The organism is Streptomyces sp. NRRL S-1022 (assembly GCF_000720135.1).
In the GTDB taxonomy this organism is placed as follows: Bacteria; Actinomycetota; Actinomycetes; order Streptomycetales; family Streptomycetaceae; genus Streptomyces.
In genome coordinates, this window is the sequence record NZ_JOIU01000031.1 from 37,830 (window position 1) to 58,363 (window position 20,534).

The following is a 20,534-nucleotide window of genomic DNA, read 5'->3' on the forward strand; positions in this document are numbered from 1 at the left end:
CGACCACACCGACACAACCGAGGAGAAACCCATGCCGCAGACGGCACCGGTCCTGGACCTGGAGGACCTCCGCAGCACCATCGCCGAGGTCATCGACATCGACATCGCCGAAGTGACCGACACCGCCGACTTCAAGGAGGACCTCGACGTCGACTCCCTCCTCGCCATGGAGATCCTGGTGACGCTGGAGCGCAAGTACCAGGTGACGGTCAACGAGTCGAACCTCCAGGACGTGCGCTCCCTGAAGTCCGTCCACGACCTCCTCGCCGCGAAGGTGGCAGTGTGATGACCGAGGCCGGCGGCAACGCCGCGAACGACCCGCGGGTCGCGCTCGTCACCGGCGGGTCGCGCGGCATCGGCCGGGCGGTGGTGGAGCGTCTGCTCACCGACGGGTACGACGTCGGCTACTGCTACCGCAGCCGTCCGGCAGACGCCGGCCTGATCGAGCGGCTCGCCGAGAAGCACGGCCGCCGGGTGTTCGATGCGGCGGTGGACGTGACGGACGCCCAGGCCATGGCGGACTTCGTGGCCGCGACCGAGAAGGCGCTCGGCCCGCTGGGCGCGGTGGTGACCAGCGCGGGCATCGTCAGCGACTCCCCGCTGGCAACGATGAGCCCCGACGCCTGGCACAGCGTCATCGACACCAACCTCACCGGCACCTACCACGCGTGCCGGGCGGCGGTCTTCCCGCTGATCAAGCAGGAGGGCGGTGCCATCGTCAACATCTCGTCGGTGACGGGGGTGCACGGCAACGCCACGCAGTCCAACTACGCGGCGTCGAAGGCCGGGATCATCGGCTTCACCAAGTCGCTGGCCAAGGAGGTGGCCCGGTTCGGTATCCGGGCCAACGTCGTGGCGCCCGGTCTGATCGCCACGGACATGACCGACGGTATGAACGACAAGGCGCGGACCAAGGTGCTGCGGCAGATCCCGCTCGGCCGGGCGGGTACGGCCGCGGAGGTGGCCGACGCCGTCGCCTTCCTCGTCTCCGAGCGGTCCGCGTACATCACGGGCCAGGTGCTCCAGATCGACGGTGGCATCAGCGGCTGAGCCGAGTCGGGTCCGGGCCGCCGGCGGCGGGGAGAGGTGAGGCTCTTCCACGAGGAGGAGCCTCACCCCGTCAGGCGAGCCGGCTCTTCGCGGTCTCCGCGTACATGCCGGCGTATTCCTGACCGGTGAGCGCCCCGATCTCCTGGACGATCCGGTCGGTGACCTCTCGCCGCACCCTGCGGTCGGACTCGCGGCCGTGGTGCTCGGTGAAGCGCAAGGGCTTGCCGTACCAGACGTCGAACCGGGCGACGTACAGCCGCCTGGCTCCCTTCGGATGGACCCGTTCCGTGCCCCGCACCCCGCACGGGACGACCGGCACGCCGCTGCGCAGCGCCAGCCAGGCGGTACCGGTGTTCCCCTTGTACAGACGCCCGTCGGGGGACCGGGTGCCCTCGATGTGGATGCCCAGCCCGTGGCCGCGGCCGAGCAGGCGCAGGGAGGTCTCCAGACCCGCCATCGTCGTCGAACCGCTCCCGCTGTCCACGGACACCATTCCGACGCCCCGGAAGAACAGGCCCTGCACCTTCCCCTTCAGACCGGGCTGTTCCAGCCAGCCCTGCTTGCCGACGAAATACATGCGCCGGGGCGCGAGCAGCGAGATGAAAATAGAGTCGAAGAACGACAGATGATTAGCCGCGACAATGAACGGCCCCTCCTCGGGTATATTCTCGATTCCTTCCACACGCGGGCGGAAAATGACCCGCAGCGGAACAACGAAAATCCACCTCAGTAGCGTCCACAGCATGCGCACCACCTGTCTTCCTGTCAGTACGCGGGGGCCGGCTCGCCTCCCCGCAGGAGCTTTCGTCGCGAATCCTGATTCGTCCCGGGCGCAATCGCAAGCCGCCTTAAGGGCGGCTGCCGGTCGCATGAAAGTCGCGCTTTAGCGGGTGATTAGCGGGATACCGTTACGCTGCTTCTCACATATTGTTCCGGTCACCCGACAAATCATCGAGGACCACGTACATCGGAGGCTGACATGTCCCAGACCCTGCAGGTGCAGCGTCTCGAAGAACTCCGGGAGCTCGCCGCGGCGGCCCTGGAGATAGAGCCCGAGGAACTGGGCGACGACGACCGGTTCATCGAGGACCATGACGGCGACTCGCTGCGCGCCATCGAACTGCTGGCCCGCATCGAGAAGAAGTACAAGATCGAGCTGCCGCAGTCGGAGCTGCCGAACATGACGAGCCTCACCGCCGTCTACCAGGTCGTCGCCCGCGTCGCGAACTGGCAGGACTGAGCCCGTGGACCGGCGCGTCGTCATCACCGGGCTCGGACCGGTTACCAGTATCGGGATCGGGATCGCCGCCTTCGGTGCCGGGCTGCGCGCCGGGCACAGCGGAATCTCTCCCATTTCCAGCTTCGACACCACCGGCTTCCCGCACGTCATGGCGGGCGAGGTCCGGGGTTTTGCCGCCGAGTCGGTCCTCAAGCGGCTCGACCCCGCCGAGTGGGGGCGCACCAGCCTGTTCGCGGCGGCCGCGGCACGGCTCGCCGTCGAGGACGCGGGGATCGACCCCGAGCTGATCACGGGCCCCCGGTCCGGCGCCAGTGTGGGCACCTGTACGGGCGAGGCGCTGCACGTCCAGCACCTGACCGAGGACTGGGTGCGGGACGGCTTCGACGACCTGTCCGGCGCGGAGTTCGCCCTGACCCCGGCGTCCCGTATCGGCGCCGCGGTCAACCGTGAGCTCGGCTTCACCGGTGACTCCATGATGCTGTCGGCGGCGTGCTCGGCGAGCAACTACACCATCGGCAACGCCTACGACATGATCGCGGGCGGCGAGCTCGACTACATGATCGCGGGCGGCGCGGACTCCATCGTGCGGTGGGGGCACGCGGGCTTCTACCGCTGCGGGCTGATGGCACAGGACGCCTGCTCCCCCTTCGACCGGGACCGCACCGGAGTACTGGCCGGCGAAGGAGCGGCGGCGCTGTTCCTGGAGACCCTGGACTCGGCACGCGAGCGCGGCGCCAGGATCTACGCCGAAGTGCTCGGCTACGGCCTCAGCTGCGACGCCCGCCACCCGGTGGCACCGGACGCCGAGGGCATCGCCCGCTGCATCCGCAGGGCCCACGAGAACGCCGGGATCTCCCCGTCCGACGTGGACTACATCTGCGCCCACGGCACGGGCACCCCGGCCAACGACCTCACGGAGACCACCGCGGTGCGGGACGTGTTCGGTGCGACCCCGCCGCCGATGAGCTCCATCAAGTCGATGCTGGGACACACCATGGGCGCGGCGAGCGGCCTGGGTGCCATCGCGTCCGTACTCGGCATCAAGGAAGGGTTCATGCCGCCCACCATCAACTACGCCACCCCGGACCCGAAGCTCGCGGGCATCGATCCGGTGCCGAACACCGCGCGGCCGGCCCGGCTGCGGATCGTGCAGAACAACGGGTTCGCCTTCGGCGGGAACAACGCGGTCACCGTGTTCGGGGAGGTTGCCTGATGCCGGCCACACTCGCCGTCACCGGCTGGGGGGTGCTGTCCCCGCTGGGGGCGGGCGCGGACGAATTCTCCCGGGCGCTGGCCGCCGGCAGGAGCGCACTCGCCGACGTGAGCGGCATGTTCGACGAGCCGCTGCCGCAGGACAAGGCGTGCGCGATCGTGGACTTCGACGTACGGGAGCACCTGGGCCGCAAGCGCACCGCCAGCCTGGACCGCAGCACCGCGTTCGCCGTGACGGCGTCCGGTATGGCGCTGGCCGACGCGGGCCTGGTCGTGGACGATGACAACCGCGACGAGGTCGGGGTGGTGCTGGGCACCACGTTGGGCAGTCTGCGCGCCACCGCCGAGTTCGACCGGGAGACGCTGGTCAACGAGCGCCCGTACATGGTCGAGCCGCTGCTGTTCCCCAACGCCGTGATGAACTGCGCGGCGAGTCGCTGCGCCATCTGGTACCAGCTCCGTGGTGTCAACTGCACCGTACCGGCGGGCGAGTTGTCGGCCGTGTCGGTACTGCGCTACGGCCGCACCCTGATCAGCCGCGGGCATGCCGGCACCCTGCTGCTCGGCGCGACGGAGGAGTTCGGCGCGCACCGCGCCTGGGGCGACCACCACACCCGGGCCGGCGATCCGACCCGGGCTCCGCTCGGTGAGGCCGCGGTGGTGCTGGTCACCGAGGACGCGAGGGCCGCCCGGGCGGCCGGCAGGCCGATGGACGCGGAGATCCTGTCCGTCGAGTCCGGCCACTGCGACGGGGACGGCGCCGGTCTCGCGCGGGCCCTGGCCGAACGGATCCGGGCCGCACTGGGCGCGGCGGGCGTCACCTCGGACCAGGTCGCCGTCGCATCGACCGGCGAGGGCGGCACCACCCGCCTCGACACGGCCGAACAAGCGGCCCTGCGAGAGGTCTTCGGCCCCGGTGGCCCCGAGCGGCTGCGGGTCAAGGAGTCCGCCGGGGACTGCGGCGGCGCCGCGGGCATGGTCCAGATCGCCGCTGTCCTCGCCCGGCACCGCGCCGGCTCCCGGCACGACGACGAGGTGTCCCTGGTGACGTCCGTTTCGCCGGACGGCGCAGTCGGCGCCGTGGTGCTGCGCGGCTGGAGCAGGAGGGGGAGCAACGGTGGCAGGTGAGCGCAGGCGTCCGCAGGACGTCCCCGAGACGGCTGCCCGGGAGACGGGCGGACACCGGGTGGGCGTCCGTGTCCTGGCCGACGGCAGCGGGCCGCTGGTGGTCGCGGTGCACGGAGCCGAGGGCGGCTGGCGCGAATGGCAGCCGCTGGCCCGGGAGCTGGCGGGCGACTACCGGCTGGTCGCGCTCGACCTGCCGTGGCGCGCGGGCAACGACTACGGCTGGGGTGACGCGGGAACTCCCGGGACGTGGCTGCGCGGCGCCCTGGAACTGCTCGACGGTCCCGTGCACTCGCTGCTCGGCCACTCGCTGGGCGGGAACGCGGTGCTGGAGCTGCTGTGCGCACCGGATGCCCCGGACCTCGCGGCGGCCATGCTGTTCGCACCCTTCTACCGCCCGGTCGAGGACACGGTGGACGACGCGTTGGAACGGGAGTTCCGCGCGGCCTTCCGGTTCGCGGTCGCCGACGGCATCCGCATCTCCCTGGGCACCCGCTACGACGGCATGGACGAGGCGCTCTTCGAGATGATCGTGGACACCACGCTCGACCGGATCGGTCCGGCCGGGATCCACTCGCTGTACCTGCGGTTCGCCGCCACCGGCACCTTCCCCGTGGCCGCGATACGCACGCCGACCCGGGTGCTGGTCGGCGAGAGCGACCCGGCACTGGTCGAGCGACGGGCTACGGCGCTGTCCGGGGCGGCACGGGCGGTGACGGTGTCGCACCGGCCTGGCTACGGCCACTGTTTCCACGTCAGTCACGCGGCCGAGATCGCGGCCGAGTTCACCGGTTTCCTGGCCGGGGCGGCCGGTGCCGGCGTCCTCACCGGTGCCCGAGGGGGTGCATGAGCATGCGCAGGCGTCCTCGGCTGTACTTCAGCCTCCGCAGCCCGTACAGCTGGATGGCGGTGGAGCAGCTGGAACGCCGCTTCCCGCGGGCCACCGAGCTGATCGACTACTACCCGTTCTGGGAGCCCGAACCCCGGCTCCGGCAGGCACTCCACGACCGGGGCGCCGAGGTGCTGTACACGCCGATGAGCAAGGCGAAGCACCTGTACATGCTGGGGGACGTCAAGCGGACGGCGGCTCGGTTCGGCCATCCGCTGGTGTGGCCGGTCGACCAGCAGGGGCAGGAGTGGGAGCTGCCGCACCTGGCCTGGCTGGCAGCCCGCCGGCGGGGCGAGGAACACACCCTGTACCGGGCGCTCGTCGAGGCGCGCTGGCACCGTGGGGAACGCATCTACGACGAGGACGTCTTCATCAGGGTCGCCGACGCGGCCGGGCTCGACGGTGCCGCGCTGCGGGCCGCCGAGTTCGATCCGGCGGTCCGGACCGAAGCGGTGGACGTCCTTGAGGCGGCGTGGGAGGACGACATCTTCGGATTCCCCTACTTCCGCATCGGCCGGGAACGGCTCTGGGGCCTCGACCGGCTCGACGACTTCGTCACGGCCCTGGAGGAGGTCTACGGCGAGCACTCCTCCCCCGCTGCCGCGCCGGCCGCCGAGAACGACCCGCTGGACGGCGTACCGGCCCTGCTCGCCGGCCGGATCGGTGCGTACGACCGGGACACCGCAGGCGGCTGCGGCTGACCTGGACCGGACGTCGCTCCGGGCACCGGACGCCACGCGGCGCCCCCGCGAGCCGATATGACGAACGACTCGGTTCAACCCGCGAAGAGAGAGGGACATGGACGGCATGGACAACCCGGGCACAAGGCTCCGCTCGGTCAGCGGCTCCCCGCACACCCGGCTGCTCGGCCTGGGCAGCGCCCTGCCCGAACGGGTGGTGTCCAACCACGATCTGGCGGCCGTGCTCGACACCAACGACGAGTGGATCCGGACCAGGGTCGGCATCGTCAACCGCCGGTTCGCGGGCCCCGAGACCTCGGTCGCGGACCTCGCCGTGGAGGCGGGCGGCAAGGCCCTGGCCGACGCGGGGGTCGACCCGTCCATGGTGGACACCGTGATCGTGGCGACCTGCACGATGCCCGCCCCGATCCCCAACGCCGCCGCACAGGTGGCCGACCGGATCGGTATCCGCGCCAGTGGGGCGTTCGACCTCAACGCGGCCTGCGCGGGCTTCTGTTACGCCCTCAACACCGCGTCCGACCTCGTCCGGTCGGGTTCGGCGGGCCATGTCCTGGTGGTCGGCGCGGAGAAGCTCACCGACTGGGTGAACCCGTCCGACCGCAACACCGCCATCATCTTCGGTGACGGGGCCGGGGCCGCCGTCGTCGGCCCGTCGCACGAACCCCGGATCGGGCCCGTCGTGTGGGGCAGTGCGGGCGACCGGGTTTCGACCGTCGGCATCTGGGATCGTGCGTACATCGAACAGGACGGGCTGTCGGTGTACCGGTGGGCGACGGAGACGGCCGCCCCGGTCGCCGCGCGCGCTGTCGAGCGGGCCGGGCTGCGGCTGTCCGACATCGACGCGCTGGTGCCACACCAGGCCAACCTGCGGATCGTGGATTCCATCGCCAAGCAGCTGAAGGCGGAGGGCGCACGCCCCGACCTGGTGGTCGCCGACGACATCGCGGAGTCGGGCAACACCTCCTCCGCGTCGATCCCGCTCGCCCTGGACCACATGCGCGCGGCCGGGCGGATCGCCGCCGGGGACGTGCTGCTGCTCGTCGGATTCGGCGCGGGTCTGAGTTACGCGGCGCAAGTGGTGATCTGCCCCTGACCGGAGCGGGCAGGCCCGACCGGCCGGCTTCGACCAGGACCGCGTGCGGCGGCTCGCCGGCGCCGGTCGAAGGCGAGCCCCGGCACCCCGCTGATCGTCACCCCCTCGCCATCCCGTCTCCCCCGAAGGACACTCGTACGCGAAGGAGTTGCCGCCGGAGGGGGACGGGACATGCGGGACGGTCATCGGGCGGAAGCCGAGCGGTTGCTGGTGCGGGCCGTGGAGGAGGAGGTGCGGCGGTCGGGCGGGCGGGTCGACGGCCAGGTGCTGCTGGCCCGGGCGCGCGGCGCGCTGGACGCGATGGCGGGGGCGGCCGGCGAGGAGTACGCGGACTACACGCGCGCGCTGGACGAGGCGGAGGCCGGGCGGCTGACCTTCGGGCAGCGGTACGCGCGGGCGGGCGCCGGAACGGCGCTGCTGGTGGCGGCCGTTGCCGCCGTGGCCGCCGCCCTCGCCGATCTGTCCCTCGGCACGGGCGCCGGCACGGCCCTCGGTGCGGGTACCACCGCGGCCGTGGCGGGCGCCGCGGCCACGGTGGTGAAGGTGGCCGGTACGCATCTGCCGGCCGCCCACCACCGCGCGGGCGCGGCCGGCCAGCCCGGCGGCCCGGAGCAGCTGCGCTTGCAGTGGCTGACCGCGCTGGAGGTGCGGGGCATCCGCCCGTTCCTCGACCAGCAGCGGGTGCTGAGCGCCTCCACGGGCGCGAAGAAGACCGGCGGCGGCCCGGCGCTGCGCGGCACGGACAAGAGCGCGGCGGCCCGCAGGCGCTCGGTGCTGGAGCAGTCCTTCGGACAACTCCCCGAGGCCGGCGGCGTCTTCGCGGGACGTCGGACGGAGCTGGGGCGCATCAGGCAGTGGGCGCAGGCGGCCCGCGCCGCCACCGAGACCCGGCCGACGGTGGTCGTGCTGCACGGCGAGCCCGGCTCCGGCCGGACCACGCTGGCGGTGCGCGCTGCGCACGAGCTGCGCGACCACTTCCGGGGCGCGGTGGTGGTGGACCTGCGCGGCGGCAGCCGGGAGGAGGCGCCGCTGTCCACGCGGGAGGCGCTGCTGCACCTGCTCAACCGGCTGGGCGCGCCCCGTGAGCAGTTGCTGTTCCGGGAGCGGTCCTCCCCCGACCAGCAGGTCAAGCGGCTCGGCGAGCTGTACCACCGGCATCTGACCGGTCTGCCGGTGACGATCGTGCTGGACGACGCCTCGGACCCGGAGCAGGTACGCGCCCTGGTGCCGGAGCACTCCGACAGCCTGGTCCTGGTCACCGCCCGCACGCCTCTCGACCTGCCCGCCGACCTGCCGGCCCGGGTGCACGAACTGCCGGTCCCGGCGCTGGACGCGGCGGGCGCCGAGGAGCTGCTGAGCGCGGCGGCGCAGGACCCCTCGGGGCCGTACGACGCCGAGTCCGCCGACCGGATCCGCGAGCTGTGCGGGGGGCTGCCGCTGGCGCTGCGGACCGCGGGCTCCGCGCTGGGCCCGCGCTCACCCCGGCAGCTGGCCGCGGACCTGGGCGCGTACGGCCCGGTGGATCCGGTGGAGCGGGCGCTGTGGCTGCGCTACAGCGACCAGCCGGAGCCCGCCCGCCGGCTGCTGAGGAGGCTGGCGCTGGCGGGCCGGGCCTCGCTGGGCGCGGCGGCGGCGGCCTCCCTGCTCGCCACCGACGAGGCCGAGGCCACCCGGCATCTGGTGGCGCTCGCCGGGGCCGGCCTGATCGACCACGTGCGCGGCAGCCGGTACCGGCTGCACGACCTGGTGCGGGCCTTCGCGCACGCCCGGCTGCTGGACGAGGAGGACCCGGCCGAGCGGGCGGCGGCCCAGGAACGGCTGATCGTGAACTACGCGGAGCTGGCCGACGCGGTGCTGCGCCTGGTCGACGGGAACATGTCGACGCGGTCGAACCAGTTCGGCTCGCACGGCTTCCCCTCCCTCGACGAGGCGCTGCGCTGGCTGGACGACGAGTCCAGCTTCATCACGGCGGCCCTGCGGCACGCGGAGGGCGTGGACCAGGCGGCGGTGCTGAACCTGCTCGGCGCGCTGTGCGACTACTGCCTGCTGCGCGGCGACCTGTACCGGCTCGGTGAGATCAGCGAGCTGGCGCAGTCGGTGGACCAGGGGCTGCTGGTGCGCTCGGTGCAGTGGCGTACCGGTATCGCGGCCCGGCATCTGGGCGAGCTGGACAAGGCGCGCACCACGCTGGCCTCGGTGGTCGACCTGTACCGGGAGGCCCACCACGACGCGGGCGCGGCCCGCGCCCTGACCTCGCTGGGAATCACCCTGCACCACCAGGGCAACCTCACCGAGGCCGCCGCCAGGCTCCAGGAGGCGCTGGACCTGCAGGCCGCGCCGGAACTGGCGACGGACCGGGCCTGGACGATGCACGCGCTGGCGGCCGTCCAGCGGGACCGGGCCCGGCTGGCCCAGGCGCTGGACCTGCTCACCCGCTCCCTGGTCCTGCACCGCGAGGGCGGCTCGGTGCACGGCGAGGCCTGGGCGCACTTCCAGCTGGGCCAGCTGGCGCTGCGGCTGGGGGACGTACCGCGCGCGGAGACGGAGCTGCGGGCGGCCCTGGAGCGGTACGGCCGGACGCACGACGCCCGCGGGGAGGCGTGGGCGCTGACCCAGCTGGCCCGGGCCCGGCTGGTGGACGGCGACGCCACCGCCGCCCTGGAGGGCCTGCGCCGGGCGGTCGTCCGGCACCGGGACAACGAGGACGCGCGCGGCGAGGCGTGGACGCTGTACTACCTGGGGCAGGCCCTGGAGGAGACCGGCGAACTGGACCGGGCGGTGCGCGAGCTGGAGCGGTCCCGGACGATGTTCTCCCGGATGCGGGACGTCTACGGCCTGGCCTGCGCCCGGCACCACTCGGCGCGGGCGACCCGGGACCAGCGGGCCGCGCAGACCGGGTCGCTGCGCAATTCCGGTTTCGCCCGGCAGCTGCTGGTGGACGCGCGCGCCGACTTCCAGCGGATCGGCGTGGCCCACGGCGAGGCCTGGACCTGTCTGGAGCTGGCGGTGGTGGACGCGGGCAACGCGCGCACCCAGCAGGCGCTGGCGTTGTGCGACGAGGCGCTCACCCTGTTCTCGTCGTACGGCGACCGGCGCGGCGAGGACTGGGCCCGCTTCCTGCGCTGCACCCTGCTGCCGTACGCGGCGCCGGGCGGGGTGGAGGTGGGCACGGCGGTCGCCCAGGAGGAGCTGGCCCAGCTGGCCCGTGCCACCCATCCGCTGCGGGACGAGAAGCTGGACGACTACGTACCGGCGTACGCCCTGCTGCTGGAGCGGGGCGTGCAGCTGGAGGCCGGCTGGCAGGCGTGGCGCCTGCGCATGACTCCGGACCGCCACGCCCGGGAGGTGATGGGAGTGGCGGTACCGGCAGGGCGCTGACCTGTGCGGTCAGCCCTGCTGGGCCGGGGAGTCGGCCTTCTGCCGGGCCTCCTCCGCGGCGGCGTCCGGAGCCTCCTTGAAGTCGACCTTCTGCATGTGCTTGCTCATCGACTTCATCAGACCCCACACGGCCAGGGCCATCACCGCGAAGACGATGAAGCCGAGGACACCGGGGGTGACCTTGTTCTCGTCCACCTCCTTGGCGAGGGGGACGAGGTGCGTCACTGCCAGGCTCACGCTTGCGCTCATGTCAGGCATTGTCCCGGATGCCCGCGAAGAGGTCGTCCTCGGGGATGGCGGTGTCGACGAGGGACTTCGCCAGCTCGTACTCCTCCGTCGGCCAGACCTCCTTCTGGAGCTCCAGCGGCACCTTGAACCAGCCGCCGTCCGGGTCGATCTGCGTGGCGTGCGCGATCAGCGCCTTGTCGCGGATCTCGAAGAAGTCCGCGCACGGGACGTGGGTGGTCAGGGTGCGCTCGGTGCGCTCCATCTCGTTCCACCGCTTGAGCCACTCGCCGTAGGGCGACTCCAGGCCGCGGTCGAGCATGGCCTGGTGCAGGGCCTCGGTGCGCGGGCGGTTGAAGCCCTGGTTGTAGTAGAGCTTCAGCGGCTGGTAGGCGGGCCCGAACTCGGCCTCGGGGTACTTCTCGGTGTCCGCCGCGCCCTCGAAGGCCACCATGGAGATCTTGTGGGTCATGATGTGGTCGGGGTGCGGGTAGCCGCCGTTCTCGTCGTAGGTGGTGATCACCTGCGGGCGGAAGGAGCGGATCTGCCTCACCAGCTCGCCGGCCGCCTTGTCGACGTCCTCCAGCGCGAAGCAGCCCTCGGGCAGCGGCGGCAGCGGGTCGCCCTCCGGCAGACCGGAGTCGACGAAGCCGAGCCATTCCTGCTTGACGCCGAGGATCTCCCGGGCCTCGTCCATCTCCTTGCGGCGGACCTCGTGGATGTGCTCCTCGATGTAGGTGTCGCCCTGCAGCTTGGGATTGAGGATGGACCCGCGCTCTCCACCGGTGCAGGTCACCACCAGCACGTCCACCCCCTCGGACACGTACTTCGCCATGGTCGCCGCACCCTTGCTCGACTCGTCGTCGGGGTGCGCGTGAACGGCCATCAGTCGCAGCTGGTCAGTCAAGACTCAATCCTTGGTCAGTCGGCGCCCCGCGTCTTGGGGTGCGATCGGCGGCTTCTATAGTGACCGAATCGGGGGGCGAATAATTCCGCGGAGAGGACGATCATGAGTACCGCGAGCACGCGGCTGCCCGAGGGCCGCTACGGCCGTCCCTCGGATCAGCGCGCCGACCGCAAGCTCAAGATCGCCGGTTCGGTGCTGGGCGCGTTCCTGCTCGCACTGATCGGCTATTTCGCCTACCACTACGTCGCGCAGAACGAGATCAGCGCCGAGGTCATCGCCTTCGACGCCTCCGACGGCGCGGTCAAGGTGCATCTGGAGGTCCGCAAGGACGCCGGCGCCTCCGGCTACTGCACCCTGCGCTCCCAGTCGGCCGACGGCGCCGAGGTGGGCCGCGCCGACTTCCGTTTCTCCGGACCGGCCACCCGGATCGACAAGGTCGTCACGCTGCGTACGACGGCGCAGGGGACGACGGCCGAGCTGCTGGGCTGCCACACCGGCTGATCAGCCCGGGACACCGCCCGGTTCATCCGGAATACGCAGGCCCTGACCTGCGTTGATGCGATTCTGATGGCTTATGTCCTCCCCCTTCAGCCATTGAATTGTTAGGCTCGTGGTTTCGCCCATCCAAGAGGGAACATGCTTCTGGGTAGGGCGATGCTTTGTATTCCCAGTACCGACGAGGAGCACCCTGTGACCCAGACCAGCGAGAACGTCACCTGGCTGACCCAGGAGGCGTACAACAAGCTCAAGGACGAGCTTGAGTACCTTACTGGTCCTGCGCGCACGGAGATCGCCGCCAAGATCGCGGCCGCGCGCGAGGAGGGCGACCTGCGCGAGAACGGCGGGTACCACGCGGCCAAGGAGGAGCAGGGCAAGCAGGAGCTCCGTGTGCGCCAGCTGACCCAGCTCCTGGAGAACGCCAAGGTCGGCGAGGCGCCGGCCGCGGACGGTGCCGTCGCGCCCGGCATGGTCGTCACGATCGCCTTCGACGGTGACGAGGACGACACCCTGACGTTCCTGCTCGCCTCGCGCGAGTACGCGAGCTCCGACATCGAGACGTACTCCCCGCAGTCCCCGCTCGGCTCGGGAGTCATCGGCCACAAGGTCGGCGACGACGCGGAGTACGAGCTGCCGAACGGCAAGAAGGCCTCGGTGCGGATCCTGAAGGCCGAGCCGTACACGAGCTGACCGGAGCCCCGGGTTCACTTCGGGCCCCCGGCGCCCTCAGGGCCGCCGGGGGCTTTGTCATGCCCTGGGCCGTGTCGCGGCCGGCGCCCGGCCGCCCGGGTCAGGCGGTCGCGGAGCGGTACTTGCGCACCGCGAGGGTGCGGAAGACCACGATGATCAGGACCGACCAGATCAGCGAGGCCCACACCGGGTGCTCCATCGGCCAGGCGCCCGAGGCGGACTGCCCGGGGTTGGCGAACAGCACGCGGGTCGCCTGCACGGTGGCGCTGAAGGGGTTCCACTCCGCGACGTGCCGCAGCCACGGCGTCATGTTGCCCGTGTCCACGAACGCGTTGGATATGAAGGTCACCGGGAACAGCCAGACCAGTCCGCCGGAGGTGGCCGCCTCGGGGGTGCGGACGGTGAGGCCGATCAGCGCGCCGATCCAGGTGAACGCGTACCCGAGCAGGAGCAGCAGGGCGAAGGCGGCGAGGACCTTGCCGGCGTTGGTGGGGCCGTCGGAGCCGGCCCGCCAGCCGACGAGCAGCGCGACCACGGCCAGGACCAGCAGGGTGAGCGCCGTCTGCACCAGGTCGGCGAGGGTGCGGCCGGTCAGCACCGCACCGCGCGCCATGGGCAGCGAGCGGAAGCGGTCGATGAGGCCCTTGTGCATGTCGTCGGCGATGCCGGCCCCGGAGCCGGCGGTGGCGAAGGTGACGGTCTGCGCGAAGATGCCGGCCATCAGGAAGTTCTTGTAGTCGAGCGCGCTCGTACTGGCGCCGATCTTCATCGAACCGCCGAACACGTAGGTGAACAGCACCACGAACATGATGGGCTGGATCAACCCGAAGATCAGCATTTCGGGGATGCGGGACATCCGGATCAGATTGCGTTTGGCAACGATCAGCGAGTCGCGGACGGACCGGCCGACGGGGTTGCCGGGCGCCGTGGCGGGCACGGCCTGGGTGACGGCGCTCATTTCACGGCCTCCTTGCCGGTCTGCTTGCCGTTCTGTTCGGCGGTCTGCTTGCCGTTCTGCTCGGCGGTCTGCCGGTCCGGGCCGGCGGTCTCGGCCGCGTGACCGGTGAGGGAGAGGAAGACGTCGTCGAGGGTGGGGCGGCGCAGCCCGATGTCGTCCATCTCGATCCCCCGCGCGTCCAGCTCGCGGATGACCTCGGCGAGCAGCTTGGCGCCGCCGGTGACGGGCACCGTGAGCCTGCGGGTGTGCTCCTCGACCGTGGTCTCGCCCTTGCCGAAGCCGCGCAGCACCTGCACGGCGGTCGCGATGTGCTCGCGCTCGTGCACCACGACCTCGACGCGCTCGCCGCCGGTGCGGGTCTTGAGCTGGTCGGAGGTGCCCTGGGCGATGACCCGGCCGTGGTCCACGACCGCGATGTCGTGGGCCAGGTGGTCGGCCTCCTCCAGGTACTGCGTGGTGAGCAGCAGCGTCGTGCCGCTGGAGACGAGCTGCTTGATGACCTCCCACAGCTGCTGGCGGTTGCGCGGGTCGAGGCCCGTCGTGGGTTCGTCCATGAACATCACCGGCGGGGAGACCACGAGGGCCGCGGCGAGGTCCAGCCGGCGGCGCATGCCCCCGGAGTAGGTCTTGGCGGGGCGGTCGGCGGCGTCGGCGAGGTCGAACTGGTCCAGCAGCTCCGCCGCGCGGGTCCGGGCCGCCTTCGCCCTCATCTGGTAGAGCTGTCCGACCATCTGCAGGTTCTCCCGGCCGGTCAGGTACTCGTCGACCGCCGCGAACTGGCCGGACAGACCTATGGAGCGGCGCACCGCGTCGGGGTGCCGCAGCACGTCGACGCCCGCGACGACCGCCTTGCCGCTGTCGGGACGCAGCAGGGTGGTCAGGCAGCGGACGGTCGTCGTCTTGCCGGCACCGTTCGGCCCGAGCAGGCCGAGGACCGTGCCCTCGGGCACGTCGAGGTCGACGCCGTCGAGTGCCCTTACGTCGCCGAAGGTCTTGACCAGACCTTCGGCATGGATGGCGCCTGGCATATGTCTGTCTCCACCTCGTCGGGGATCCGGGGAGCGGGTTCACCGCACAAGAACCATAACGCGATGTATCGCGTCTCTCAATACACTTCACCCGGACGGGTGGCGGCATCGCCGTGGACCGGCATCACCGTGGGCCCGGCATCGCCGTGGTCCCGCGGCGTCCGTGTCAGGCGATGACGGTGTAGCCGGCGTCGCGCAGCGACCGGCCGACCTCGGCGCAGTGCGCCGGTCCCTTCGTCTCCAGGTGCAGCTCCACCTCGGCCTCGGTGAGCCCGAGCCGCGGGTCGGTACGGACGTGGCTCACGTCGAGGACGTTGGCGTCGACGGCCGACAGCACCCCGAGGAGCGTGGCGAGCGCCCCCGGCCGGTCCGTCAGCCGCAGCCGTACGGCCAGGTAGCGGCCCTGCGCGGCCATGCCGTGACGCAGCACCCGCTGCATCAGCACCGGGTCGACGTTGCCGCCGGAGAGCACCGCGACGACCGGGCCCTCGAAGGCGTCCGGCGCGCCCAGCAGCGCGGCCACCGGGCTGGCCCCGGCCGGTTCCACGACCAGCTTGGCCCGCTCCAGGCAGAGCAGCAGCGCCGCCGACAGCTGGTCCTCGCTGACCGTACGCACCTCGTCGACCAGCTCGCCGACGATCCCGAACGGCACCAGGCCCGGCCTCCCCACCTTGATGCCGTCGGCCATCGTCGCCGGGTTCTCCAGCGACACCGGGCGCCCGGCGGCCAGCGACGGCGGATAGCAGGCGGCCCCCTCCGCCTGGACGCCGACGATCCGGACGTCCGGCCGCAGCGCCTTCACCGCCACCGCGATACCGGCCGCGAGCCCGCCGCCGCCCATGCCGACGACGATCGTCCGCACCTGCGGGCACTGCTCCAGGATCTCCAGGCCGACCGTGCCCTGACCGGCGATGACGTCGGGGTGGTCGAAGGGGTGGATGAACACCGCGCCCGTCTCGGCGGCGTACTCCTGGGCGGCGTGCAGCGTCTCGTCGACCACCTGGCCGTGCAGGCGCACCTCGGCGCCGTACTCCCGGGTGGCGCTGATCTTCGGCAGCGGCGCACCCTTCGGCATGAACACCGTGGAGTGCACGCCCAGCAGCGAGGAGGCCAGTGCCACGCCCTGCGCGTGGTTGCCGGCGCTCGCGGCCACCACACCGGCGGCCCGCTCCTCCGGCAGCAGTCCGGCGATCCGCACGTAGGCGCCGCGCAGCTTGAAGGAGCCGGTCCGCTGGAGGTTCTCGCACTTGAGGTGGACCGGCGCGCCGACCAGCTGGGACAGGTGCCGGCTGCCTTCCATCGCCGTCGCGCGCGCGACGCCGGAGAGCATCTTCTGGGCGCCTCGCACGTCGTCGAGGGTGACGGAGCGCAAGGAGTCGGCCGTGCGGTAGCTCATGGCTCCAGCATCGCAGTTCACGTTTGCGCACGACGGGTGTGACCAAGCTGCGAGACCGGTTTGCGCAGCGCCGGTACGGCTTGGCGCCGGGCCGCGTACCCTGTCCCCCAACCCAGCAGCCTTCATGAAGCGAGCCTCCGGCCATGCCCACAACACCTGAAATGTCGATGGACATGACGACCGTCGGTGACACCGGTCTCCTCGACACCCTCCAGCACGAGGTGGCGGTGTTCGCCCGCCGTGCCGAACAGACCCGGCTCGGCGGCGTGGGCCAGGTGCGCAACTCCATGGACCGCGCCGCGTACCTGCTGCTCAACCGCCTCGACAAGGAAGGCCCGATGGGCGTCAAGGCGCTGGCCGCGAGCATGGGGATCGACTCCTCCACGGTCACCCGGCAGGTGGCGCCCCTGGTCGACACCGGGCTCGTCAAGCGCACCTCGCACCCGGAGGACGGGCGTGCCGTGGTGCTCCAGCTCTCCCCGCGCGGTGCCGCCCGGCTGGAGGAGGTGCGCTCGTCCCGGCGTCAGCTCATGGCCGAGCTGACACACGACTGGGCGCCGGAGGAGCGCGAGCAGTTCTGCACGCTCCTCACCCGCTTCAATGTCGCGCTCTCCGCGCGGATGTCGGTGCAGGGCGTACCGGCGGTGGAGCAGCCGCCGGCCTCCTGAGCCGCGCACCGCACGGCAGGGGTCCGCACCTCTTGACCCGGGGGCCGCCGCTGGCCTCATATGAGACCGGGCCCGCACAGGGTCCCCGTCGGGGGGAGGCGTGGTGCGTGATCGGCGAGCGGCCCGTGACACCCGCCGGGCCCGGGATTTCGAGGCGTTCGCCGCGGGCGCGGCCGGGCGCCTGCTGCACGCCGCCATGCTGCTCACCGCGGAGGCTCCGGAGGCCAACCCGCGCGCGCGGCGCCTGCTGACACTCGCGCTCGCCCACACGTACGCCCGCTGGGACCGGCTGCGCGGCGAGGACCCGTACGACTGCGCCCGGCAGTACCTCGCCACGCGCTTCGCGCGCACCACCTGGCACCAGTACGGCGCCTTCGGCCGTGCCCGGCCGGATCCGCGCAGTCCGCTCGCCGCGCTCACCCCGCGGGAACGGCTGGTCCTGGTGCTGCGGCTGTACGAGGGGGTGGCCGAGGAACAGACCGCGGCCCTGCTCGGCCTGCCCGCGGAGCGCGTCCACACCATCTGCGACCGTGCCACGGCCACCGTGCTCCACCCGGGCGGTCCTGCGGCCGCCCGCCCGGCGAACGCGAAGACGGCACTGTCATGAGCTCCGCCGCGCCGTACGGCCGCCCCGCGCGCGCAGGGCACGACGGGTGCGGTGGGCGGGAGGGGAGACCGCGGTGAACCGAGGGCAGCGGGAGTCCGCCGTACGGCGGATCATGGAGCAGGGCGTCGCGCCGGTGCCGCCGGACCTGCACGCGGACGCGGTGCGCCGCGGGGACCGTCTGCTGCGGCAGCGGCGAGCGGTCCGCCGGGTGCTGTGGCTGCTGGCGTGTGCCGCGGCCGTCGCGTTCGCGGTGTGGGCGGCCGACGCCCACCCGTGGGCGGAGCCGCCCTCGCAGACGACTCCACCGCTCACCGGCTGGTGACCGCGCCCGTCAGGCGAGGGCCTGCCGCAGATCCTCCAGCAGGTCGTCGGCGTTCTCGATGCCGACGGACAGGCGGACCAGGTCGGCCGGGACCTCCAGCGGGGAGCCGGCCGCGGAGGCGTGGGTCATCCGGCCGGGGTGCTCGATGAGGGACTCGACGCCGCCGAGGGACTCGCCGAGGGTGAAGATCTTGGCGCGGTTGCAGACGTCGATCGCCGCCGCCTCGCCGCCCTCGACCCGGAAGGACACCATGCCGCCGAACGCCTTCATCTGCTTGACGGCGATGTCGTGGCCGGGGTGCTCGGGCAGCCCGGGGTAGCAGACGCCGCTCACCCGCGGGTGCCGGGTCAGCATGTCGGCGATCTTCGTGGCGTTCTCGCTGTGCCGGTCCATGCGCACCGCGAGGGTCTTGGTGCCGCGCAGCACCAGCCAGGAGTCGAAGGGGCCGGCGACGGCGCCCATCGCGTTCTGGTGGTAGGCCAGCTCCTCGCCGAGGCCCGGGTCGGAGACGATCAGCGCACCGCCGACCACGTCCGAGTGGCCGCCCATGTACTTGGTCAGGGAGTGCACGACGATGTCGGCGCCGAGCGTGAGCGGCTGCTGGAGGTAGGGGGTGGCGAAGGTGTTGTCGACGACCAGCTTCGCGCCCGCGTCGTGGGCGACCTGGGCGACGGCGGCGATGTCAGTGATGCCGAGCAGCGGGTTGGAGGGGGTCTCCACCCAGACCGCCTTGGTCTTGGGGGTGATGGCGGCGCGGACGGCGGCCGGGTCGCTGGTGTCGGCGACCGACCACTCCACGCCCCAGCGGGTGGCGACCTTGGCGAAGAGCCGGAAGGTGCCGCCGTAGGCGTCGTTGGGGATCACCACGTGGTCGCCGGGGGTGAGCAGCGTACGCAGCAGGGTGTCCTCGGCCGCCAGGCCGGACGCGAAGGCGAGGCCGCGGCGGCCGCCCTCCAGCGCGGCGAGGTTCTCCTCCAGGGCGGTGCGGGTCGGGTTGGCGCTGCGGCTGTACTCGTAGCCGCCCCGCAGCCCCCCGACGCCGTCCTGCTTGTAGGTCGACACCTGGTAGATCGGCGGGACGACCGCGCCGGTGAGGGGATCCGCGGTGTTGCCCGCGTGGATCGCGAGAGTCTCGAAGTGCTGACTGATGTGGCTGTCACTCATGTGTACCGAGCGTAGTGCGCCCGGCCCGTTCCCGATGCCTGGCAAGAGGGATTCGTCCTGCTTGCAATGCTGCCGTCATGACAGGGCGGCCCCGACCCGCCCTGTCATGCCCTGGTCGGGGGTTTTCCACAGGCGGGTCGGTGGGGTTCGCCAATTGTCGGCGGCGTCTGGAACGCTGGGAGGCATGGCGATTCTCTGGCTGCTGATGGCACTGGTCATGCTGGGCTTCGTGCTGCTCCCGTTCATGCGGCGCAAGCGCGGGATGATCGAGCAGGTTCCCCCGGGACACCCGGACGCCGCCGACCCGGCGGCCTACGGCTTCCTGCGCCAGGAGGAGCTGGACGTGCGCCTGCCCGGCCCGGACCAGGACCTGCTGGCGGTCCTGGAGCTGGTCCAGCGCACCCAGGACTACCGGGCCGCGGCCCAGCTGCTGGCCGGCACCGAGTCCGGGGGCGAGCTGCGCTGGCAGCGGGTGCAGTCCCTCGCGGGCGCCGCCGCGCTGGAGCTCCAGCAGCGGCCCGGCGGAATACACGAGACGCCGGGCGGCCAGTGGCTGCGGGTGTGGCGGGCCGAACAGCCCAAGGACGCGGGCGGCGCCGCCGTCCACGCGGAGTTCCTGGTGCAGCAGGCCTGGCGGACGGCGACCCCGGGCACCGAGGAGTTCCGGATCATCATGGAGGAGGCCCAGTCCGCGTGTGCGCAGGCGGCCCTGCTGGCCCCCGGCGACCCGGTGCCGTACGTCATAGAGCTGTCCATCGCGCGCGCGCTGGCCTGTCCGCCGGCCGAGTTCGACCAGCTGTGGCTGAAGATCCTCGACCGTGCGCCGCACCACATGGGCGCGCACCTGGCCGCGCTGCACTACTGGTGCGAGAAGTGGCACGGCTCGCGCGAGCAGGCGTACTCCTTCGCCGAGGCCGCCGCGGCCCGCGCCCCGGAGGGCTCGCTGCTCGCCGCGCTGCCGCTGTTCGCGGTGTTCGAGCACCTCCCGGAGGTGAACCTGGTCCGCAGCCTGTACCGGAGCGAGGTCGTCACCAAGGCGATCCACGGCGCGCTGCACGCGGTCCACGCGGCCCGTCCCGACGACCCGATGCTCCCGCACGTCCGTCATCTGCTGCTGTTCTTCCTGGTCCCCGCCGAACGCTGGGCGGAGGCCATGCAGCAGCTGATCCACATCGACGGCCATGTCGGGGCCCTGCCGTGGACCCTGACCGACGACCCGGCCGCCGCGTTCGCCCTGCACCGCGCGCTGGCCGTGGCCGGTTACGAGGCCAACGGCGGCAGCCCGGCGGGCCTCCCCGGCTGACCGACGCCCCGGCCGGCGGCCCCCAACCGCCCCTCGCCCTTTCCGCATTGCCCTCCTGACCTGCGGTAGGGCATACTCCG

Annotated in this window: 22 protein-coding genes; 15 read left to right on the plus strand and 7 right to left on the minus strand. The window is 72.1% G+C overall.

Annotation, left to right across the window (positions count from 1 at the left end; genetic code table 11):
• Window positions 1–31 precede the first annotated feature (31 nt).
• Together IG05_RS0134915 and IG05_RS0134920 are read left to right on the plus strand one after the other, a co-directional pair.
• Window positions 32–286, plus strand: coding sequence for an acyl carrier protein (locus IG05_RS0134915; protein WP_030348096.1), 255 nt, complete (start codon window positions 32–34; stop codon window positions 284–286).
• Window positions 286–1,050 carry an SDR family oxidoreductase gene (locus IG05_RS0134920; protein ID WP_030348097.1) on the plus strand — a complete coding sequence of 255 codons (765 nt, stop codon included), beginning with the start codon at window positions 286–288 and terminating at the stop codon, window positions 1,048–1,050. The genes IG05_RS0134915 and IG05_RS0134920 overlap by 1 nt, the downstream gene beginning before the upstream one ends.
• A gap of 70 nt (window positions 1,051–1,120) precedes the next feature.
• Here IG05_RS0134920 and IG05_RS0134925 read toward each other — a convergent pair whose 3' ends face one another.
• Complete coding sequence (locus IG05_RS0134925) at window positions 1,121–1,732, minus strand: lysophospholipid acyltransferase family protein (RefSeq protein ID WP_158839080.1); 612 nt, start codon at window positions 1,730–1,732, stop codon at window positions 1,121–1,123.
• Window positions 1,733–2,029: 297 nt separating this feature from the next.
• Between IG05_RS0134925 and IG05_RS0134930 the strand changes: the two genes are divergently transcribed.
• The 7 genes from IG05_RS0134930 (at window position 2,030) to IG05_RS0134960 (ending at window position 10,688) form a co-directional block, all read left to right on the plus strand.
• A complete protein-coding gene (locus IG05_RS0134930) occupies window positions 2,030–2,290 on the plus strand; it encodes an acyl carrier protein (protein ID WP_030348099.1) in 261 nt (86 codons plus the stop codon).
• A 4-nt stretch (window positions 2,291–2,294) separates the two neighbouring features.
• Window positions 2,295–3,503, plus strand: a complete 1,209-nt coding sequence (locus IG05_RS0134935) for a beta-ketoacyl-[acyl-carrier-protein] synthase family protein (protein ID WP_030348100.1) — start codon at window positions 2,295–2,297, stop codon at window positions 3,501–3,503.
• On the plus strand, window positions 3,503–4,630 hold the full coding sequence (locus tag IG05_RS0134940) for a beta-ketoacyl synthase N-terminal-like domain-containing protein (protein WP_051790586.1): 1,128 nt from the start codon (window positions 3,503–3,505) through the stop codon (window positions 4,628–4,630). Before IG05_RS0134935 ends, IG05_RS0134940 begins: the two co-directional genes overlap by 1 nt.
• Complete coding sequence (locus tag IG05_RS43935; protein ID WP_053710288.1) at window positions 4,620–5,477, plus strand: alpha/beta fold hydrolase; 858 nt, start codon at window positions 4,620–4,622, stop codon at window positions 5,475–5,477. The genes IG05_RS0134940 and IG05_RS43935 overlap by 11 nt, the downstream gene beginning before the upstream one ends.
• 2 nt (window positions 5,478–5,479) lie before the next feature.
• Window positions 5,480–6,217, plus strand: coding sequence for a DsbA family protein (locus tag IG05_RS0134950; RefSeq protein ID WP_030348103.1), 738 nt, complete (start codon window positions 5,480–5,482; stop codon window positions 6,215–6,217).
• Between the two features lie 97 nt (window positions 6,218–6,314).
• Entirely contained in the window at window positions 6,315–7,310 is a 996-nt protein-coding gene (locus IG05_RS0134955; protein ID WP_234336149.1) for a beta-ketoacyl-ACP synthase III, read from the plus strand.
• Window positions 7,311–7,481: 171 nt separating this feature from the next.
• On the plus strand, window positions 7,482–10,688 hold the full coding sequence (locus tag IG05_RS0134960; RefSeq protein ID WP_030348105.1) for a tetratricopeptide repeat protein: 3,207 nt from the start codon (window positions 7,482–7,484) through the stop codon (window positions 10,686–10,688).
• Between the two features lie 9 nt (window positions 10,689–10,697).
• On the opposite strand, the gene IG05_RS0134965 is transcribed toward IG05_RS0134960, so the two are convergent.
• Window positions 10,698–10,946, minus strand: a complete 249-nt coding sequence (locus IG05_RS0134965; protein ID WP_030348106.1) for a hypothetical protein — start codon at window positions 10,944–10,946, stop codon at window positions 10,698–10,700.
• Window positions 10,939–11,799, minus strand: coding sequence for a mycothiol conjugate amidase Mca (mca, locus tag IG05_RS0134970; RefSeq protein ID WP_030348107.1), 861 nt, complete (start codon window positions 11,797–11,799; stop codon window positions 10,939–10,941). The genes IG05_RS0134965 and mca overlap by 8 nt, the downstream gene beginning before the upstream one ends.
• Window positions 11,800–11,922: 123 nt before the next feature.
• Here mca and IG05_RS0134975 point away from each other — a divergent pair, with 123 nt between their 5' ends.
• Together IG05_RS0134975 and greA are read left to right on the plus strand one after the other, a co-directional pair.
• Window positions 11,923–12,321, plus strand: a complete 399-nt coding sequence (locus IG05_RS0134975) for a DUF4307 domain-containing protein (RefSeq protein ID WP_030348108.1) — start codon at window positions 11,923–11,925, stop codon at window positions 12,319–12,321.
• 189 nt (window positions 12,322–12,510) lie between these two features.
• Window positions 12,511–13,008, plus strand: a complete 498-nt coding sequence (gene greA / locus IG05_RS0134980) for a transcription elongation factor GreA (protein WP_030348109.1) — start codon at window positions 12,511–12,513, stop codon at window positions 13,006–13,008.
• 100 nt (window positions 13,009–13,108) lie between these two features.
• Here the strand turns inward: greA and IG05_RS0134985 are convergent, their stop codons facing one another.
• From IG05_RS0134985 to ilvA, 3 genes are all read right to left on the minus strand, one after another.
• Window positions 13,109–13,966, minus strand: a complete 858-nt coding sequence (locus tag IG05_RS0134985) for an ABC transporter permease (protein WP_030348110.1) — start codon at window positions 13,964–13,966, stop codon at window positions 13,109–13,111.
• Window positions 13,963–14,994, minus strand: a complete 1,032-nt coding sequence (locus tag IG05_RS0134990) for a daunorubicin resistance protein DrrA family ABC transporter ATP-binding protein (RefSeq protein ID WP_030348111.1) — start codon at window positions 14,992–14,994, stop codon at window positions 13,963–13,965. The genes IG05_RS0134985 and IG05_RS0134990 overlap by 4 nt, the downstream gene beginning before the upstream one ends.
• A 166-nt stretch (window positions 14,995–15,160) precedes the next feature.
• Window positions 15,161–16,390, minus strand: a complete 1,230-nt coding sequence (ilvA, locus tag IG05_RS0134995; protein ID WP_030348112.1) for a threonine ammonia-lyase — start codon at window positions 16,388–16,390, stop codon at window positions 15,161–15,163.
• Window positions 16,391–16,551: 161 nt separating this feature from the next.
• On the opposite strand from ilvA, the gene IG05_RS0135000 reads away from it, so the two are divergent.
• The 3 genes from IG05_RS0135000 to IG05_RS0135010 all read left to right on the plus strand — a co-directional run bounded on the left by IG05_RS0135000 (window position 16,552) and on the right by IG05_RS0135010 (window position 17,987).
• Complete coding sequence (locus tag IG05_RS0135000; RefSeq protein WP_030348113.1) at window positions 16,552–17,058, plus strand: MarR family winged helix-turn-helix transcriptional regulator; 507 nt, start codon at window positions 16,552–16,554, stop codon at window positions 17,056–17,058.
• A 103-nt stretch (window positions 17,059–17,161) separates the two neighbouring features.
• Window positions 17,162–17,665: a sigma factor-like helix-turn-helix DNA-binding protein gene (locus tag IG05_RS0135005; RefSeq protein WP_030348114.1), complete on the plus strand. Its 504-nt coding sequence runs from the start codon at window positions 17,162–17,164 to the stop codon at window positions 17,663–17,665.
• A gap of 73 nt (window positions 17,666–17,738) precedes the next feature.
• A complete protein-coding gene (locus IG05_RS0135010) occupies window positions 17,739–17,987 on the plus strand; it encodes a hypothetical protein (RefSeq protein WP_030348115.1) in 249 nt (82 codons plus the stop codon).
• A gap of 9 nt (window positions 17,988–17,996) precedes the next feature.
• Here the strand turns inward: IG05_RS0135010 and IG05_RS0135015 are convergent, their stop codons facing one another.
• Entirely contained in the window at window positions 17,997–19,151 is a 1,155-nt protein-coding gene (locus IG05_RS0135015; RefSeq protein WP_030348116.1) for a cystathionine gamma-synthase, read from the minus strand.
• A gap of 184 nt (window positions 19,152–19,335) precedes the next feature.
• On the opposite strand from IG05_RS0135015, the gene IG05_RS0135020 reads away from it, so the two are divergent.
• Entirely contained in the window at window positions 19,336–20,454 is a 1,119-nt protein-coding gene (locus tag IG05_RS0135020; protein WP_030348117.1) for a hypothetical protein, read from the plus strand.
• The last annotated feature ends 80 nt before the right edge of the window (window positions 20,455–20,534 follow it).

Coding starts and splice junctions, on each gene's coding strand:
- IG05_RS0134915 (WP_030348096.1), top strand. CDS start 32: ATGCCGCAGACGGCACCGGTCCTGGACCTGGAGGACCTCCGCAGCACC.
- IG05_RS0134920 (WP_030348097.1), top strand. CDS start 286: ATGACCGAGGCCGGCGGCAACGCCGCGAACGACCCGCGGGTCGCGCTC.
- IG05_RS0134930 (WP_030348099.1), top strand. CDS start 2,030: ATGTCCCAGACCCTGCAGGTGCAGCGTCTCGAAGAACTCCGGGAGCTC.
- IG05_RS0134940 (WP_051790586.1), top strand. CDS start 3,503: ATGCCGGCCACACTCGCCGTCACCGGCTGGGGGGTGCTGTCCCCGCTG.
- IG05_RS0134950 (WP_030348103.1), top strand. CDS start 5,480: ATGCGCAGGCGTCCTCGGCTGTACTTCAGCCTCCGCAGCCCGTACAGC.
- IG05_RS0134955 (WP_234336149.1), top strand. CDS start 6,315: ATGGACGGCATGGACAACCCGGGCACAAGGCTCCGCTCGGTCAGCGGC.
- IG05_RS0134960 (WP_030348105.1), top strand. CDS start 7,482: ATGCGGGACGGTCATCGGGCGGAAGCCGAGCGGTTGCTGGTGCGGGCC.
- IG05_RS0134965 (WP_030348106.1), bottom strand. CDS start 10,946: ATGCCTGACATGAGCGCAAGCGTGAGCCTGGCAGTGACGCACCTCGTC.
- mca (WP_030348107.1), bottom strand. CDS start 11,799: ATGGCCGTTCACGCGCACCCCGACGACGAGTCGAGCAAGGGTGCGGCG.
- IG05_RS0134975 (WP_030348108.1), top strand. CDS start 11,923: ATGAGTACCGCGAGCACGCGGCTGCCCGAGGGCCGCTACGGCCGTCCC.
- IG05_RS0134985 (WP_030348110.1), bottom strand. CDS start 13,966: ATGAGCGCCGTCACCCAGGCCGTGCCCGCCACGGCGCCCGGCAACCCC.
- IG05_RS0134990 (WP_030348111.1), bottom strand. CDS start 14,994: ATGCCAGGCGCCATCCATGCCGAAGGTCTGGTCAAGACCTTCGGCGAC.
- ilvA (WP_030348112.1), bottom strand. CDS start 16,390: ATGAGCTACCGCACGGCCGACTCCTTGCGCTCCGTCACCCTCGACGAC.
- IG05_RS0135000 (WP_030348113.1), top strand. CDS start 16,552: ATGTCGATGGACATGACGACCGTCGGTGACACCGGTCTCCTCGACACC.
- IG05_RS0135015 (WP_030348116.1), bottom strand. CDS start 19,151: ATGAGTGACAGCCACATCAGTCAGCACTTCGAGACTCTCGCGATCCAC.
- IG05_RS0135020 (WP_030348117.1), top strand. CDS start 19,336: ATGGCGATTCTCTGGCTGCTGATGGCACTGGTCATGCTGGGCTTCGTG.